This is a genomic window from Nocardia xishanensis NBRC 101358 (assembly GCF_001613365.1).
Taxonomy (GTDB): domain Bacteria; phylum Actinomycetota; class Actinomycetes; order Mycobacteriales; family Mycobacteriaceae; genus Nocardia; species Nocardia xishanensis.
The window spans coordinates 34500-48985 of record NZ_BDCF01000024.1 but is presented as its reverse complement, the minus strand read 5'-3'; the positions used below and the strand labels follow the sequence as shown (position 1 = coordinate 48985).

17 protein-coding genes are annotated in these 14486 nt (G+C 69.1%); 10 read left to right on the top strand and 7 right to left on the bottom strand.

The window, feature by feature from the left end:
- Positions 1-63: 63 nt before the first annotated feature.
- Positions 64-1440: an aminotransferase-like domain-containing protein gene (locus tag NX1_RS20115; protein ID WP_245668592.1), complete on the top strand. Its 1377-nt coding sequence runs from the start codon at positions 64-66 to the stop codon at positions 1438-1440.
- Positions 1441-1612: 172 nt separating this feature from the next.
- Here NX1_RS20115 and NX1_RS20110 read toward each other — a convergent pair whose 3' ends face one another.
- Positions 1613-2092 carry a DUF6463 family protein gene (locus NX1_RS20110; protein WP_218024152.1) on the bottom strand — a complete coding sequence of 160 codons (480 nt, stop codon included), beginning with the start codon at positions 2090-2092 and terminating at the stop codon, positions 1613-1615.
- On the opposite strand from NX1_RS20110, the gene NX1_RS20105 reads away from it, so the two are divergent.
- Positions 2086-2727, top strand: a complete 642-nt coding sequence (locus NX1_RS20105; RefSeq protein ID WP_373864892.1) for a TetR/AcrR family transcriptional regulator — start codon at positions 2086-2088, stop codon at positions 2725-2727. The two genes, NX1_RS20110 and NX1_RS20105, sit on opposite strands and share 7 nt — an antisense overlap.
- Positions 2728-2836: 109 nt before the next feature.
- Here the strand turns inward: NX1_RS20105 and NX1_RS20100 are convergent, their stop codons facing one another.
- From NX1_RS20100 to NX1_RS20085, 4 genes are all read right to left on the bottom strand, one after another.
- On the bottom strand, positions 2837-3481 hold the full coding sequence (locus NX1_RS20100) for a hypothetical protein (protein ID WP_068061603.1): 645 nt from the start codon (positions 3479-3481) through the stop codon (positions 2837-2839).
- 50 nt (positions 3482-3531) lie between these two features.
- The gene (locus NX1_RS20095) at positions 3532-4143 is read right to left on the bottom strand and encodes an isochorismatase family protein (protein ID WP_373864891.1); all 612 of its coding nucleotides are present in this window, start codon (positions 4141-4143) and stop codon (positions 3532-3534) included.
- 56 nt (positions 4144-4199) lie between these two features.
- On the bottom strand, positions 4200-5183 hold the full coding sequence (locus NX1_RS20090) for a GlxA family transcriptional regulator (RefSeq protein ID WP_068061599.1): 984 nt from the start codon (positions 5181-5183) through the stop codon (positions 4200-4202).
- 80 nt (positions 5184-5263) lie between these two features.
- A complete protein-coding gene (locus NX1_RS20085) occupies positions 5264-6184 on the bottom strand; it encodes an RNA polymerase sigma-70 factor (RefSeq protein WP_068061742.1) in 921 nt (306 codons plus the stop codon).
- 438 nt (positions 6185-6622) lie between these two features.
- Between NX1_RS20085 and NX1_RS20080 the strand changes: the two genes are divergently transcribed.
- Complete coding sequence (locus NX1_RS20080) at positions 6623-6961, top strand: histone-like nucleoid-structuring protein Lsr2 (RefSeq protein WP_068061740.1); 339 nt, start codon at positions 6623-6625, stop codon at positions 6959-6961.
- 133 nt (positions 6962-7094) lie between these two features.
- On the opposite strand, the gene NX1_RS20075 is transcribed toward NX1_RS20080, so the two are convergent.
- Positions 7095-7769: an ArsR/SmtB family transcription factor gene (locus NX1_RS20075; protein WP_068061596.1), complete on the bottom strand. Its 675-nt coding sequence runs from the start codon at positions 7767-7769 to the stop codon at positions 7095-7097.
- A gap of 190 nt (positions 7770-7959) precedes the next feature.
- Between NX1_RS20075 and NX1_RS20070 the strand changes: the two genes are divergently transcribed.
- The 7 genes from NX1_RS20070 (at position 7960) to NX1_RS20045 (ending at position 14141) form a co-directional block, all read left to right on the top strand.
- Complete coding sequence (locus NX1_RS20070) at positions 7960-9189, top strand: MFS transporter (RefSeq protein WP_084501598.1); 1230 nt, start codon at positions 7960-7962, stop codon at positions 9187-9189.
- A gap of 168 nt (positions 9190-9357) precedes the next feature.
- A complete protein-coding gene (locus NX1_RS20065; RefSeq protein ID WP_068061593.1) occupies positions 9358-9936 on the top strand; it encodes a YdcF family protein in 579 nt (192 codons plus the stop codon).
- A gap of 642 nt (positions 9937-10578) precedes the next feature.
- The gene (locus NX1_RS20060; RefSeq protein ID WP_068061735.1) at positions 10579-11415 is read left to right on the top strand and encodes a TIGR03619 family F420-dependent LLM class oxidoreductase; all 837 of its coding nucleotides are present in this window, start codon (positions 10579-10581) and stop codon (positions 11413-11415) included.
- Complete coding sequence (locus NX1_RS20055; protein WP_307651159.1) at positions 11412-11732, top strand: nuclear transport factor 2 family protein; 321 nt, start codon at positions 11412-11414, stop codon at positions 11730-11732. The genes NX1_RS20060 and NX1_RS20055 overlap by 4 nt, the downstream gene beginning before the upstream one ends.
- On the top strand, positions 11711-11887 hold the full coding sequence (locus tag NX1_RS38555) for a hypothetical protein (protein WP_307651157.1): 177 nt from the start codon (positions 11711-11713) through the stop codon (positions 11885-11887). The genes NX1_RS20055 and NX1_RS38555 overlap by 22 nt, the downstream gene beginning before the upstream one ends.
- 374 nt (positions 11888-12261) lie before the next feature.
- Positions 12262-12513 (top strand): FDXHR family putative zinc-binding protein, encoded by a 252-nt coding sequence (locus tag NX1_RS20050; RefSeq protein ID WP_068061590.1) that lies wholly within the window; start codon positions 12262-12264, stop codon positions 12511-12513.
- Positions 12514-12908: 395 nt separating this feature from the next.
- Entirely contained in the window at positions 12909-14141 is a 1233-nt protein-coding gene (locus NX1_RS20045) for an NAD(P)/FAD-dependent oxidoreductase (protein ID WP_068061587.1), read from the top strand.
- Between the two features lie 46 nt (positions 14142-14187).
- Here the strand turns inward: NX1_RS20045 and NX1_RS20040 are convergent, their stop codons facing one another.
- Complete coding sequence (locus NX1_RS20040) at positions 14188-14442, bottom strand: sigma-70 family RNA polymerase sigma factor family protein (protein ID WP_068061584.1); 255 nt, start codon at positions 14440-14442, stop codon at positions 14188-14190.
- Positions 14443-14486: the final 44 nt, after the last annotated feature.

Sequence of the window (14486 nt, the reverse complement as noted above, 5' to 3'; positions counted from 1 at the left end):
GTAAACATTTCCTGAATATTTCAGTCAGTGCCGAAAGTGTAAATCTCGCGAGGTGTTCGAGGCGTGGAAACGAACGACCGGATCCGGATCGATGACCCGACTCCCGCGGGCATCGCGGGCGCCATCGCCAGGCTCATCACCAGCGGCGAGCTGCGCGCTGGGGACCGGCTGCCCACGGTGCGCGAGCTCTCGCGCCGCCTCGGGGTCAGCCCCGCGACCGTGAGTCACGGATGGCGGGCGTTGGCGCAGGCCGGGCTGGTGGTGTCACGCGGTCGCAGCGGGACCTTCGTCGCCGAGGGTGGGGCCAGGCCCGCGTCGTCGCGGACCGACAGCATGACCCGCGGCGCGACCGGCGCCCGGCTCGACCTGTCGCTCGGCACGCCAGACCCGGCGCTGCTGCCCGAGATCGGGTCGATCTTGTCCCGGCTCGCCCTCGGCGCCGAGACCACCGACTACCACCAGGCGCCGGTGGTGCCCGAGCTCGGACGGCTACTGCAGGCGGACTGGCCGGCTCGGTCGGGCGCGCTGACCGTCGTCGACGGCGCGATGGACGCCATCGTCCGCAGCTTGCAGGCCGTCGTCCGCTTCGGCGACCGGGTGATCGTCGAGGACCCCACCTTCCCGTACATCCTCGACTATTTGGAATCCATTGGTGCGCAGATAGTTCCGGTACACATGGACGAAGAGGGCGTGCTGCCGGACGATTTCGCGCGCGCGGTGGCCAGCGGGGCGAGCGCGGCGGTCCTGCAACCGCGCGCGCAGAACCCCACCGGCGCGTCGATGAGCGTCGAGCGCGCCGAGGAACTCGTCGCGATCCTGCGGCGCGGCGAGCGCCGGTGCATGATCATCGAGGACGATCATTCCGGCGCGGTCGTCCCCGCCGAGGACATCAGCCTCGGCCGCTGGCTGCCCGACCAGGTGCTGCATGTGCGCAGCTACTCCAAATCGCACGGCCCCGACCTGCGGATCGCGGCGCTCTCCGGTCCGGAGGAGATCATCGACCGCATCGTCGCCACCCGCGTCCTCGGTCCCGGCTGGACGCCGCGCATCCTGCAGCGCCTGCTGCACGAGATGCTGCGCGACGAAACCGTCACCCGCACCGTCGAACACGCCCGCGCGCAGTATCAGGTCCGCCGTCGCGCTCTCGCCGACGCGCTGCGCAGCCACGGTCTGCACCTCGCCGATGGGCAGGGCCTCAACGCCTGGCTGTCGGTCGCCGACGAGCGCACAGCACTGATCCATTTGGCCGCCAACGGAATACGGGTCGCTCCCGGCGGCCCCTTCTTCGTGGCCTCCCGCGGGCATCCCGAAGCGGTGCGCGTCACCATCGCCCCGCTCGCCGACGGCATCGACGAGGTCGCCGCCGTCCTCGCCTTGGCCGCGCGTCCCCGTCAGTCGGAATACTTCTCCCTCGACCAGGCATCGTGGGATGGCCGGTGAGGGGAGTCGCCTGTCGCTACGCGAACTGGTCGTCGAATTCCGCTGAGTCGGCTCCGATCCACCAGGATTCGAGTGGGTCGCCGCCACAGCGCCGTCCCGGCGTCACAGTAGAGATGGGGTGGGTCGACCCTTCGACGAGGTCCTCGATCATGTGCTCCGACATCCGGCCCGCCTATCGGTGCCCGGCGATGACGTCACTGTCCCGCTCTCGATCGGCTCCCACCCGAACGCCTTTCCGAGCCGCCACGACGACGAGTATGCCCGCGACGACTCCGGCGAAGTACGGGGACGGCACGAGCAGAACGCCGCTGAACGCGCTGTAGGCCGCGAGGCCCCAACCGATCCCGGCGGGCACGGCGATCCCGCGCTCGGCGAGATGCCATGTCAGACAACCCAAAAGGATGAACGGTACGGCGAAACTCCCCGGCCCGGCCCAGAACGTGACCTCGTTCTGCAACGAGTCCACCGTCGGCCCGTCGCTGCCTTCGTTCACGGCGAGCGGGACCGCTGCCCATATCCCGCGATCCACCCAGCCGGTGATGTCGCCCCAAGCCATGAGCGCCAGCAACAGGAGATGCCCTGCTCCGAGGACGACCATGATTCCGGCGGCCCAGCGCAGCGATCGCTTGGGGGAGTTGATGGTTCGTGGCACGGTTCGCCTCCATTTATACGGTACCGTACAGAATATTTGTACGGTACCGTATAAAAGGCAGTCGATCAATGGAGGTGACCGGGATTCCCGCCGTGGCCCGAACGACCCGAGCCCGCTGGATAGCGGCGGGTCTCGAAGCACTCGCCGAAGGAGGGCCGGACGCCGTCCGTGTCGAGACGCTCGCCGCCGCGCTCGGCGTGACCAAGGGCGGGTTCTACGGGCACTTCGACGGGCGTGCCGCGTTTCTCGCGGAGATGCTCGACGAGTGGGAGCGTCGCTGCACCACGGAGGTCATCGCCCAAGCGAACGCCGGAGGCGGCGACGCCGCCGACCGCATCCGGCGCGTGGGCCGGATGACGTTCTCGGAGGACCTGCACCGGATCGATCTGGCCATCCGTGCCTGGGCCAACCACGACCGGTCGGTCGCGACGCGCCTGCGGCGCGTCGACAACGAGCGGATGACGTTCCTGCGCACAATGTTCGGCGCTTTCCTTGCCGATCCCGACGAAATCGAGGCGCGCAGCATGCTGACCTTCGCGCTCGCCATCGGCCGCCACTTCATCGTCGCGGACCATCCCGGCTACACCACACTCGAAGCCATCCAGCTCGCCGGAGAACATCTCTTGCGGCCGTGACGGCGACGCGCCTCGGCTGCGGCCGGGGCTGGGCTGGACTGGTGCGGCGACGAGCTCAGCCCGTTCACAGCCCGGCGTCACCAGCGTTCCGGGCCGGTGATCTCCGGACTCAGAACGGAAACTCGGCGCAAGCATCTCCCCCGAACCAGTGACGGGCGTGCCGCCGCATGCGCGGACCGTAGGTCGCGTGATCGAAAAGCGCCGTGTAGGTAGGGAATTCCATACGAACGAGCTTCGCGGTATCGGCCAGGTAGACGTCGAAACCGGGGTACATCAGGCCCACGAAAGGTAGGTCGTCGACATCGACAGCGAGTACGGGGTATTCGCCCTCGGTGTCGGGCTCGCCTACTGCAATGACTCGCCGGGAGTCCGAACCACCGGGCAGCAGGAAGCATTCATCGAAGCGGTCGGCCAGCGGAAGGTAACACTCTCCCCATGGTCCGCCGAGTTCGTCACCCACCAACTCGTCCAGCGTCCGTGGTGTGAACTCGCCATCCGGGCCGAACCAGCCGTAACGCTCCAGCAGGCTCACATCGAACGCCAGCCACGCCCGCAGGCTGGGCGACAGTGGACGTCCCGACGGAAAAACAATGTCCGCCAAGACATCCGCCGCCATCGGCCGCGGGATATCCGCCACCCAAGGCACGTGCTGGTACTCCAGCGCGGACGCTTCCGGCGCCCGCCGCACCACCTCGAGCACGCGCTCCGTCAGAGCCGCCCCGTGTGCGGAGCTCGCGCCCCGATCGATCGTCATGCCGCGCAAGGTAGCAACTCGGACCGACACCTGTGCGCGTGCGGTCCGGCCTAGGACAGGATGTCGTCCACCGTCGGGGCGATGACACCGAACAGGTCGGCGATGGTGGTCAGGGCCGCGTTCTGGAGCGCGGCCGAGGACACCGGGTCGCCCACGGGATTCGGCAGGGACCGAGTGGCTGTCGCTTCCGCGACGACGGTCGGGCGGTAGCCGAGATCGAACGCACCCTGGGCGGTGTAGCTCACGCACATGTGGGTCATGAACCCGGCGAGCACCAATTCCCGTCCAGCGCCGAGCTCTTTCAAGGTCTGCTCGAGATCGGTGCCGTGGAACGCGTTCGGGAATTGCTTGACCACCACCGGTTCTCCCGCTTGTGGCGCGACCGGATCGCTGATCGCGCCGATCTCGGCGCGAATGTCATAGGGCGTGTCCGGTCCGCCGTCGTTCACGATGTGCACCACCGGTCGGCCCGATTCTCTCGCGGCCGTGAGCAATCGGGCGCCTGCTGCCAGCGCGTCCGCAGCCCCGTCCACGGCCATGACACCGCGCAGATAGGTGTTCTGGAAATCGATCATGATCACCGTGGCTTCTGCCAGTCGCGGCAGCCGATCGTCGAGACCGATCACCTCGCGCAGGGTGCTGGAGACAGCATTCATCGACATGTGTTGCTACTTTCTGTGTGGGAAAGGGAAATTCGAGCGGAATCTCCGCTCGATATTCAGGTGGTTACGCGGAATCGCTTCCGGTAGTCGCCGGGTGTGGCGGAGAGTTGCCTGCGGAAGGCGCGGTGCAGTGTCTCGACCGAGCCGAGCCCGACCGTCGCGGCGATCCGTTCGAGGGGCTGGTCGGTGGTTTCGAGCAGACGGCGCGCCGCTTCCACCCGGCACGCCTCCACATAGACCGCGGCGCTTGCGCCGGTCTCCTGCTGGAAGACACGGGTGAAATGGCGCTCGCTCAGGCACATCTTGGCCGCGAGCGTCGCGGTGGACAGATCCCCGTCCAAGTTCTCGGTGATGAAGAGCCGCAGGTCATCGATATCGCGGCGCGCGGTCGCGGGACTGCTCAGCGGCACGCTGAATTGACTTTGCCCGCCTTGCCGTTTGAGGTAGACCACCAGTTGGCGCGCGATCTGCAACGCCAAGTCCTCGCCGTGATCCTCGGCCACCAATGCCAGGGAGAGGTCGAGGCACGCGCTGATCCCCGCGCCGGTCCAGATCCGGCCGGAGCGAATGAAGATCGGGTCGGGGTCGACGACGATGTGCGGATGCTCGGCGGCGAGCTGGCCGGCCGTCGACCAGTGCGTGGTGGCCGTTCTTCCGTCCAGCAAACCCGCGGCGGCGAGCAGATGCGCGCCTACGCACACCGAGGCTATCCGCCTCGCGTACGGCGCCACGGACTCGATCCACGCCACCACCTCCCGATCGATGCGCGCGACCGGCCCGCCGGGTGGGGTGTCGACCGCGCCGGGGACGATCAACGTGTCGATCGTCGGCTCGACCTCGTCGAAGCCCACGTCGGTGACGACGCGCACCCCCGCCGAGGTGCGCACTTCGCCGCGGACCGGGCTCGCCAGCCGCACGTCGTAGCGCACCCGCCCGCCGCCCTCGCGGTTCGCCAGCGCGAAAACCTCGGCGGGCCCGGTCACATCGAGCAGGTCGACATCGGGGAACGTCGCGATGACGACGCGGTGGCTCGAACTCATGCGTCCATCCTCGAGGCGCGCGCCGGTGGCCGCAACGACGTATCTCTGTCAGATCCGGCCATCGAACACCGCGCCCGAGCTCAGCGGCTCACCGCGGTCTCCCGCTGCACGCGCGACAGCTTCTCGGGATTGCGCACGACATAGAGCGCGGTGATCAAGCCGTCGTCGATGCGCACCGCCACGACGTCGTCGATCACCCCGTCGATCCGCACGATCAGCGCCGGGCGCCCATTGAGCTGCACCGGTTCGGCCGATATCTCGCCCGCGATCTTCGGCACGCCGGCCGCCAGCAGACGAGCCACCCGGTCGGCTCCCACGATGGGGCGCGGCACGGCCTGCACGACTCCGCCGCCGTCGCCGACCAGCACGACGTCCGGCGCGAGCAGGTCGAGCAAGCCCTGGAGATCACCTGTTTCGACCGCCCGCTGAAACGCCGCGAGCGCATCCCGCGTCTCGGCGGGCGATACGACACCGCGCGGCCGCCGCGCCGCGACGTGTTCCCGTGCCCGGTGGGCGATCTGACGGACCGCGGCCGAGCTCTTGCCGACGGCTCGTGCGATCTCGTCGTATCCCAGATCGAAGACCTCGCGCAGCACGAACACCGCCCGCTCGGTCGGTGTGAGCGTCTCGAGCACCAGCAGCATCGCCATCGAGACGCTGTCGGCCAGCTCGACGTCCTCGGCCACGTCGGGTGAGGTGAGCAGCGGTTCGGGCAGCCAGGGCCCGACGTAGGACTCCTTGCGCCTGCCAAGTGCGCGCATCCGATTGAGCGCTTGGCGGGTGGTGATCCTGATCAGGTACGCACGCTGATCCCGCACCGCGTCGAGATCGACGTCCGCCCAGCGCAGCCAGGTCTCCTGCAGCACGTCCTCCGCGTCGGCGGCCGAGCCGAGCAATTCGTAGGCGACGGTGAACAGCAGGTTGCGGTGAGTGACGAACGCCTCCGTCGCCGGGTCCGCGGGACGCTGCGGGCCGGCCGCCGACTCCGGCCAGGACCGCATGTCGGCTCGCGCGTCGCCGGTGCGGAACGTACTGGTCATCGGTGGCTCCTGTTCATCGCTGTCGCCAGTTCACTCACGAGACACCGGGATTCGTCGTTTTGTGACACCGTCGGGAGAATTCTCCACGAACCGGCCCGTGACGCGTCATCGGCGTCGGAGGAGCGAGGGACTTCGCCACGGCGGTGAGGAGGCGTTCGGCGTCTGCCGCGTCGTCGGGTCGTGCGTCGCCGATTTTCGGGAACGGTACTCGTTTTCGCGTCGAGAGCTCGGAAGTGCCGGAGCGGACATCGATTCCGCGTTCGGACCGAACGGGCGTACCATCCTGCGTCTGGACGGAGAGTCCCAGAACAGCGACGGTTTCGAGCTGTCTGGATCGCGTTGCTCTCCGGTTCGGCAGGGGACGGTCCGGTCGATTCGATGAGTTGGGAGTGGATGTCGATGGCACGCAGAGTGGTTGTCACAGTGATCGATGATTTCGACGGACGTTCACCCGCCGTGGAAACGGTGTCGTTCGCTGTCGACGGAGTCGGCTACGAAATCGACTTGTCCGAGGAGAATGCCGCTCGCTTGCGAGAAGTGTTCGGCGAGTGGATTCCGTTCGGTCGTCAGGTCGGGAAAGCGACACGTCGGCGCAGCGCCACCATCGTGCCGACGAATACGCGCGGACCCGAGGCCGGCGTGGTTCGACAGTGGGCGCGGGCGAACGGTCTCGCGGTGCCGAGTCGCGGACGGGTGCCGTCCGATCTCGTTGCGGCGTACGAGAAAGCCGCCTCGTAACAGGCAGGTCCTGAAAAGTGCACGGTCGGGCGCGGGCCGGCGTTCTCGCCGGCCCCGGGCTCGGATGGACGACAGCCCTCGGGTGAATGACGGCGATCGGATGACCGGCAGCGCTTGAATCGACGGGCAGCGCTCAGGTGACGGGCAGCCCAGCCAAACGCCATTCGAGCATGCCTTCGTCGAAGCGCTTGACCGATCGGCCCCCTTCGCCCGCGATGCGAATCGCCTCGGGCGCCATGACGCAGTAGGCGCCGCGGCAGTAGGCGACGATGTCACGGTCGGCGGGCAGCTCGGCGAGCCGGTCGGCGAGTTCGGCGAGGGGGATGTTGATCGCGCCGGGAATATGCCCGGCTTCGTATTCCTCGTGCGGGCGGACGTCGACGAGGATGATGTCGCCGTTGTCGCGGCGGCGGATCAGTTCGTCGCGGGTGATCACGTCGTCGGGAGCGCCGAGCGCCGCGGCGGCCGCGACGGCGACATCGGCGAGGTGGGCTTCGGCGACGCTTTGCACGAGTGAGAAGAGCCGGGCGATGTCCTCTCCGGCGAGACGGTAGTACTGGCGGGTGCCGTCGCGGCGCGCTTCGACGAGTCCGCCGTTCTTCAGGGTCTGTAGGTTGGCCGACGCGGTGGTGAGGTTCATGCCGGTCGCGGTCGCGATCGACTCGACGGTGCGCTCGCCCTGGGCGAGCAGGTCGAGGATCTGCAGGCGGCGGCCGTTGCCGAGCGCTTTGCCGACGCGGGCGATCTGGTCGTAGAGGGCGGCTTTGCGGCCGGTCAGCTCACTCACCTTGCTTCTCCAATGATTCATGGAATAGTGTTCCAAACATCTTTGGAACAACGTGATAGCTAGTTTATTCGCGTCGGCTGTTGTGGACGCGGCGCTCGTCGAGCACAGCGGAGCGGGCGGGCAAGTCGAAGGAAGAAGCTCTGTGTTCAGCACCGACACCACCATCTCGTCCGGCCCCGAGCTGCGCGATATCCCGGAGCTCCAGCGCCGCATGGTGCGGGTGCTCGTCGCCGCGCAGATTCTCAGCGGGGCGGGACTGGCCGCGGGCGTCACCGTGGGCGCCCTACTGGCCAAGGACATGCTCGACTCCACCGGCCTGGCCGGACTGCCGAGCGCCTTGCTCACCGCGGGCTCGGCGCTGGCCGCCGTCGCCGTCGGGCGCATGTCGCAAGCCCGCGGCCGCCGTCCCGGCTTGGCCGCCGGGTACCTGATCGGAGCGGTCGGCAGCCTCGGCGTCGTGGCCGCGGCCGTGGTGGACGATCCGGTGCTGTTGTTCGTCGCGCTCTTCGTCTACGGCGCGGGCAACGCCACCAACCTGCAAGCCCGTTATGCCGGAGCCGATTTGGCCGACGCTTCGCATCGCGGGCGCGCGGTCGCGACCGTGCTGGTCGCCACCACCCTCGGCGGCGTCGTCGGCCCCAACCTCGCCGCCCCGACCGGCGCGCTCGCCGAATCGCTCGGCATCCCGACCTTGGCCGGACCGTTCCTCCTCGCCGCTGCCGCCTACGCGATGGCCGCCCTCGTGCTGACCCTGTGGCTGCGGCCCGACCCGCTGTTGCTGGCCAGAAGCTTGCCCGTCGACGGCGACGCGTCCGCCCCCGAGAACGGGACCGCGAACCCGGCCACTCGCTCCGGCGGCGGTGTCGCGGTGGGCGCGTTGGTCATGGGCGTGACCCAGCTGGTGATGGTGGCGATCATGACGATGACGCCGGTGCACATCCACGACCACGGTCACGGCACCGCCGCATCCGGGCTGGTCATCGCCATTCACGTCGGCGCCATGTACCTGCCTTCGCCGCTGACCGGTTGGCTCGTCGACCGCTACGGCCGCCTGCCCGTCGCGGCGGCCGCCGGACTGACCCTGCTCGCGGCCGGGCTGCTCGCGGCAACCGCGCCTGGGGACTCCGTCGCGCTCCTCGCGCTTGCCTTGGCGCTGCTCGGACTGGGCTGGAACTTCGGCCTTCTCGCGGGCACCGCGATCGTCGCCGACGCCGTCCCGGTCGCCACTCGCGCGAAAACCCAAGGAGTGGTGGATGTCTCGATCGCCATCGCGGGAGCCGCCGGTGGCTTGGGTTCCGGTCTCGTGGTCGCCGCGGCCAGTTACCCCGCTCTCGCGTTGACCGGCGGCGTCCTTGCGGTGGCCGTCGTGCCCGTCGTCGCGTACGCGAGCCGAGGACGGAGCGAACTCGGCCTCGGCGCGCGATCGTCCACCGCGGAATGATCAGCCGGTGACGAGGAATTCGATCTCACTGGCGTGCGCGGGGTCGAGGTCGTACTGCCAATGCCCGTTGATCTGCCAGGTGACCACGAGCCGATGCGGCGGCTCCCACGTCAGCACGCGTTGGCTGAGAGCGCTGATCTCTCTTGACGTGTGTGCTTGGCTGGAGTCGTGCGGAAACGAACCTGGCTGACGACCGCCGGTCTCGCGCTGCTGATGCTGTGGGGCGAGTGGGCGAACTGGCGTGCCTCGCGCACGCTCGTCGGATACGCGCCGGGGACCTCGGAGGCCGTCGTGGTCCTCGGGTATCGCAACGCGGGCGTGCGCGCCAACGCCATGAACCGGTGGCGCGTACGTGCGGGCCTGCGGTCCATCGACCCGGCGGTGGCCGAGAGCAGGCTCGTGCTGTGCGGGGGCCCGTGCGCGGGTCCGCGCACCGAGGCGTCGCTGATGGCCGAGTACGCGACGCGAGCTCGCGGATACCGCGGCGAGCTCGTCCTGGAGGAGCGGAGCCGGACCACTTGGGAGAATATCGCTTTCGCGATCCCGTACCTCAGGGACGTCGATCGAATCAAGATCGTCTCGCTGCCGTCCCATGCCGCGAAAGCCAGGCACTATCTCGCGCAGCAGTCGCCCCGTCTGGCAGCCCGCCTGGTCAGGGGAGCGGAGTACCGGTTCGGCGATTGGATGCCGCTGAAACCCCTTGTCGCCCTCTACGGTCTGCTGAAGTCCGTTCGCGATCGTCCGTGACGCGCGGCGTCGTCCGCTGGACACGCCGCCACCCTCGCCTCGGGGAAAGTTTCTGTCCAGCCGCAAGCCCTCGACGGCGACGCGGTCGGGCTCGGCGACCGGGCAGACCCGGCACGTCGAAGTTCAGCCCGGCTCGCGCATCACAGGCGTACGGGTGACGCCGCGGACGAGTTCCAGGACGCCGACCCCCACCCGCGCAGTTCCAGCCACAGGCCCAGATGCGACCGGACGCTTTGACGCCGCCGTACACGGTGTGATGACTCGACCCGAGATAGCCCGCCGACCAGGATCGCTCCGCCCCGGCCCCGCGCCACCATGCCGGGCGTCAAGCGGTGCACCAGCCCGAGCGGGGTCGTCACGTTCAGGTCGATGACCCGGTCGAAGGCGACCAGCTCGCCGTCCAGGAACCGCGCGCTGTGGGTGTTGGCGGCCCGCGTTGTAGACGAGCAGGCCGATGTCTATGTCGGCGACCAGGCCCACGACGACATCGGCCGCCGTGCGATACGCGAGGTCCACCGCGCGCGCCGAAACCTGCACGCCCGAAGCCCGGCAGGCCTCTGCCGTCTCGTGCAGCGGATCGGCGCGCCTGGCGAGCAGAACGAGGTCGATGCCCGCCGCGGCGACGCGCGTATAACTGCTGCCATGCGCATCGGCTTGTCGGCTCCAGTGGTCACCGCGGTCCCGGGGATGGCCTCGGCCTGGGAGGCCGGGGCTGGACCGGACGAACTCGGTCGGATCGCGTCGTGCGCGGACGAACTCGGTTTCGACCACATCACCTGCTCCGAGCACGTGGCCGTGCCGATCGACGCCGCGGCGACGCGCGGCGGCACCTACTGGGATCCGTTGGCGACGTTGTCTTTTCTAGCCGCGCGCTCACGAAGAATCCGCTTGGTCACCTCGGTCATCGTGCTGCCGTATCACCGCCCGCTGGAGATAGCGAAGCGGTACGGCACCCTCGACCGGCTCAGCGGCGGGCGAGTCGTGCTCGGCGTCGGTGTGGGTTCGTTGCGCGAAGAGTTCGACCTCCTGGGAGCGCCGTGGGACGACCGCGGCGCGGTCACCGATGCGCGGATGCGTGAATTGCGTTCGGTCTGGGGCCGTTCCGAGGTGTCGGGGATGGTCGTGTCGCCGTCGGCGCCGCGGGGTCACGTACGGCTCTGGGTCGGCGGCCGGACGCCGAGATCGTTGCGGCGCGCGGTCGAACTGGGCGACGGCTGGATGCCGTTCGGCCTGAGCGCCGAGCGCATCCGGGCCATGCTCGATCGCGTCGAGTTGCCGGCGGGCTTCGACGTCGTGCTCGGCACCGGCCGCCCGCTCGACCCGCTGAGCGATCCCCGCGCCACCGAGCGGGCCCTCGAACGCCTTCGCGAGGCCGGAGCGACCGCCGTGACCTGCACCGTTCAGGCGACGTCCGCCGCAAATTACTGCGAGCAATTGGCAGCGTTGCGCGCCATCACCGAGAGGAACGGCCACTCATGACATCAACCCCCTTCGTCCCGGCGGAATGGGAGCGACGTCTCCGGCGAGTCGAAGACGAACTGGCGATCGGCAAACTCGTCGCCCGCTACGGTCCCGCGGTCGACGCCGCCGACGCCGACGCCGCGGCGGAGTTGTGGACCGAAGACGGAAGCCACGACGTCGAGGGCTGGTTCATGAACGGCCGCGACGAGGTGCGCGCGATGGTTCGCTCCGCCGAACACCGCGGACTCGTCGAGCGGGGCTGCACGCATTTCCTCGGCCCGGTCGCGACCGTCATCGAAGCGACCGCGCCACGGTGGTGTGCGAGTCGCTGCTGATCGTGCACCGCGCCGGCCGCTTCGTCGTCGCGAGGGCCGCAGCCAACCGCTTCGAGCTGACCCGCACCGCCGACGGATGGAAGATTCAGCGCCGCGTCACGCGCGCCCTCGACGGCACGCCCGAAAGCCGGGATCTGCTCGCGCTGGACCGATGAATTGACTGATCCGTCGGCTATAACGTCTCTCAGGCATGCCAAGCCGTCGCCCACATCGGGCACCGCGCTCGCGGTCAAGAGCTTGGCGAAGTACGCGCCGAATCGCTGCCGGACGCATCGGGGTTCACTGACCGCCCCATCAGATCACGGACCGGCCAACACAATCCGCGAAGACCGAATTCGACGCGTACGCTACCGTCGGGGTCGCCGAGCCGGACAGCGAGGATGACGACGTCACGGCGGTATCGACTTCGTGGTCGACAGTGCCGGGACCCCGCTCGGTGATCGATGACGAAGGGTGTGACGCAGCACGACGCGGGTACGGCCAAGGTGATGGCGGACCGCGGCGCGGCGGCGCGAGTGGGTGAGTGACCATGAAGACGAAATCGGCGGAGACGGTGAAATGCCGGGGATGCGAGTCCTGGTGGCCGTTGAGCGCGCACAACGTATGCCACTGCTCCCAATGCCACCAGACATTCACCGGCGAGAAAGCGGCGAACCTACACCTGGTCGTCGACTATCGGCACAAACCGCACGTCGTCTGCCGCACGCCACAGAGCGTCGGCCTCGTCGACGCCGCCCGCGAGTATCCGTGCTGGGGCTTGCCGGAGAAAGTCCTCGGCTGATCCGAGCCGCTGAGCGAGCCGAGACCGACCCGGCGCTCGTGCGATGATGCTGGACTTCCCGGCGAACCTGGGCTATACCAGTCCAGCACGGCGGATCAGGTATGCCCTCGGCCGCCCAGGGCATGGCATCGGCGGGTCGGCCACCTCGTCGCCGAAGCCGTCGAGACGCTACTGAGCGCCGCGCTGATCGACCGGCGTCGGCGACCGCTGCCGCGAGGTTTCGCGGTGTTCGGAACCCGCGCCGGAACCGGCGCCATCGAAACACCGTCACCGCACCGCTGATCGATCACCACATGCTGCCTGGGTCTACTGAAAGGAAAGCCCTTGCGTCTCGATCTCTCGCCGGACGGCCACCGGTCGCGTGAGAGGCGCCCGATCGGGGAACCGGTGCGCCGGTGAATCCGCCACGTACCGCACTGGTCGTCGGCGCCGGGATCGCCGGGCTCAGCGCCGCCTATCACCTGGCGCGGCGCGGAGTCGAGGTCACCGTACTGGAAGCCGAGCACGTCGGCGCCGGGGCTTCGCACGGCAACGCCGGGTGGGTCGACCCGGTCCAGACCGGACCGCTGCCCGAACCGGGACTGCTGCGGGATGGGTTGCGGCACATGCGCTCTGCCGAATCGGCGACCCATATCGCGCTCCGCGACTACCCGCGTCTCATGCCTTGGCTGGTGTCCTTCGCGCGCCACGCCACCGCCGACCGCTACCGCGACGGCACGCTGGCGTTGGCCGAGCTCGGCGCCCGCTGTTTCCCGCTGCTCGATCAGCTCGCGGCCGACGGCGTCGAATTCACCCGTGACGACGCCGGTTTGCTCGCCGTGGCGCGTGACGTCCGCGCCGTCGAGACGTTCATCCGCGCCCGCGAGCCTTTCCGTACCGCCGGATTCGCCGTCTCGAAAACCGTCCTGGATGCCGACGCTTTGCGCGCGCGGGAACCGGCGCTGTCCGAGCAGGTGCGCCACGGGGTGGAGCTGCGCGATCACGTGCAGATCGACCCGGGCGCCTTCCTCGCCGCGCTGGCCGGCTACCTGCGGTCACAAGAGGTGCGCATCGAGGAAGGCAGCGCGGTCGCCGGATTGACCGAGCCCGGTCCACGTGCCGGCGTCGCAATGCGCGACGACCGCCGCTACGCCGATGTGGTGATCGTCGCGACCGGTGCGAGCACCGCGCTGATCGGCAAGCGATTCCCGCTCATCGGCGGCCGCGGCTACAGCTTCGACGTCCCCGTCGCCACCGCGGTGCGGCGGTCCATCCTGCTGCTCGACGCGCACATCGCCCTGTCGCCGATCGGCGGCCGCCTTCGCATCGCCGCCGGCATGGACTTCGGGCCGTCGGCGCGGCTGAGCGCCGAGCGTCTGGCGCCGATCGCGCGGAACGTGGCGGTCATGCTCGACGGCATCGATTGGACCGATCGGCAGCACCTCTGGAGCGGGCGGCGACCGCTCACACCCGACGGGCTGCCGATCGTCGACCGCCTGCCCGGCCACCCCGGCACCTATCTCCTCACGGGGTTGTCCATGCTCGGCATGACCCTGGCCGCGCCCGCCGCCGAAGCGTTGACCGGCTACATCCTCGACGGAGTCCGTCCGCCGGTGCTGACACCGTTCCGCGCCGACCGGTTCCGCTGACGCCCGCATCCCGGTACGGGCTTACCGTGGCGCTTCGGTTCTTCCTTCACCGGCTGATCCGGCGCGGAACCGCCACGGTGGCGAGTTTGTCCGGGTGGCGGACGGCGTAGAGATCGGTGATCTTCCCGCCGAAGATCTCGATCAGGCGCCTGCGCGCCGCGGTGACCTTGCCGCCGCTGTCGGCGATCCAGGTGGCGCCGGGAGCGAGGAGCGCGAGCAGCCCGTGCGTGTCACCGGTGGTAGCCGCTGTCATGAACTGATCGGTGATCCGCGCGATCTGCGCCACCTGGCGCACCGTCATCACGGATGCGCCTACCGCCGCGTGCCTCGATGTGCCCGGGCCAG

Excerpts from the sequence above, each read along its gene's own strand:
- NX1_RS20100 (WP_068061603.1), bottom strand. The coding sequence starts at position 3,481 with ATGACGATCGATCGGGGCGCGAGCTCCGCACACGGGGCGGCTCTGACG.
- NX1_RS20095 (WP_373864891.1), bottom strand. The coding sequence starts at position 4,143 with ATGTCGATGAATGCTGTCTCCAGCACCCTGCGCGAGGTGATCGGTCTC.
- NX1_RS20090 (WP_068061599.1), bottom strand. The coding sequence starts at position 5,183 with ATGAGTTCGAGCCACCGCGTCGTCATCGCGACGTTCCCCGATGTCGAC.
- NX1_RS20085 (WP_068061742.1), bottom strand. The coding sequence starts at position 6,184 with ATGCGGTCCTGGCCGGAGTCGGCGGCCGGCCCGCAGCGTCCCGCGGAC.
- NX1_RS20080 (WP_068061740.1), top strand. The coding sequence starts at position 6,623 with ATGGCACGCAGAGTGGTTGTCACAGTGATCGATGATTTCGACGGACGT.
- NX1_RS20075 (WP_068061596.1), bottom strand. The coding sequence starts at position 7,769 with ATGAATCATTGGAGAAGCAAGGTGAGTGAGCTGACCGGCCGCAAAGCC.
- NX1_RS20070 (WP_084501598.1), top strand. The coding sequence starts at position 7,960 with ATGGTGCGGGTGCTCGTCGCCGCGCAGATTCTCAGCGGGGCGGGACTG.
- NX1_RS20060 (WP_068061735.1), top strand. The coding sequence starts at position 10,579 with ATGCGCATCGGCTTGTCGGCTCCAGTGGTCACCGCGGTCCCGGGGATG.
- NX1_RS20055 (WP_307651159.1), top strand. The coding sequence starts at position 11,412 with ATGACATCAACCCCCTTCGTCCCGGCGGAATGGGAGCGACGTCTCCGG.
- NX1_RS20050 (WP_068061590.1), top strand. The coding sequence starts at position 12,262 with ATGAAGACGAAATCGGCGGAGACGGTGAAATGCCGGGGATGCGAGTCC.
- NX1_RS20040 (WP_068061584.1), bottom strand. The coding sequence starts at position 14,442 with ATGACGGTGCGCCAGGTGGCGCAGATCGCGCGGATCACCGATCAGTTC.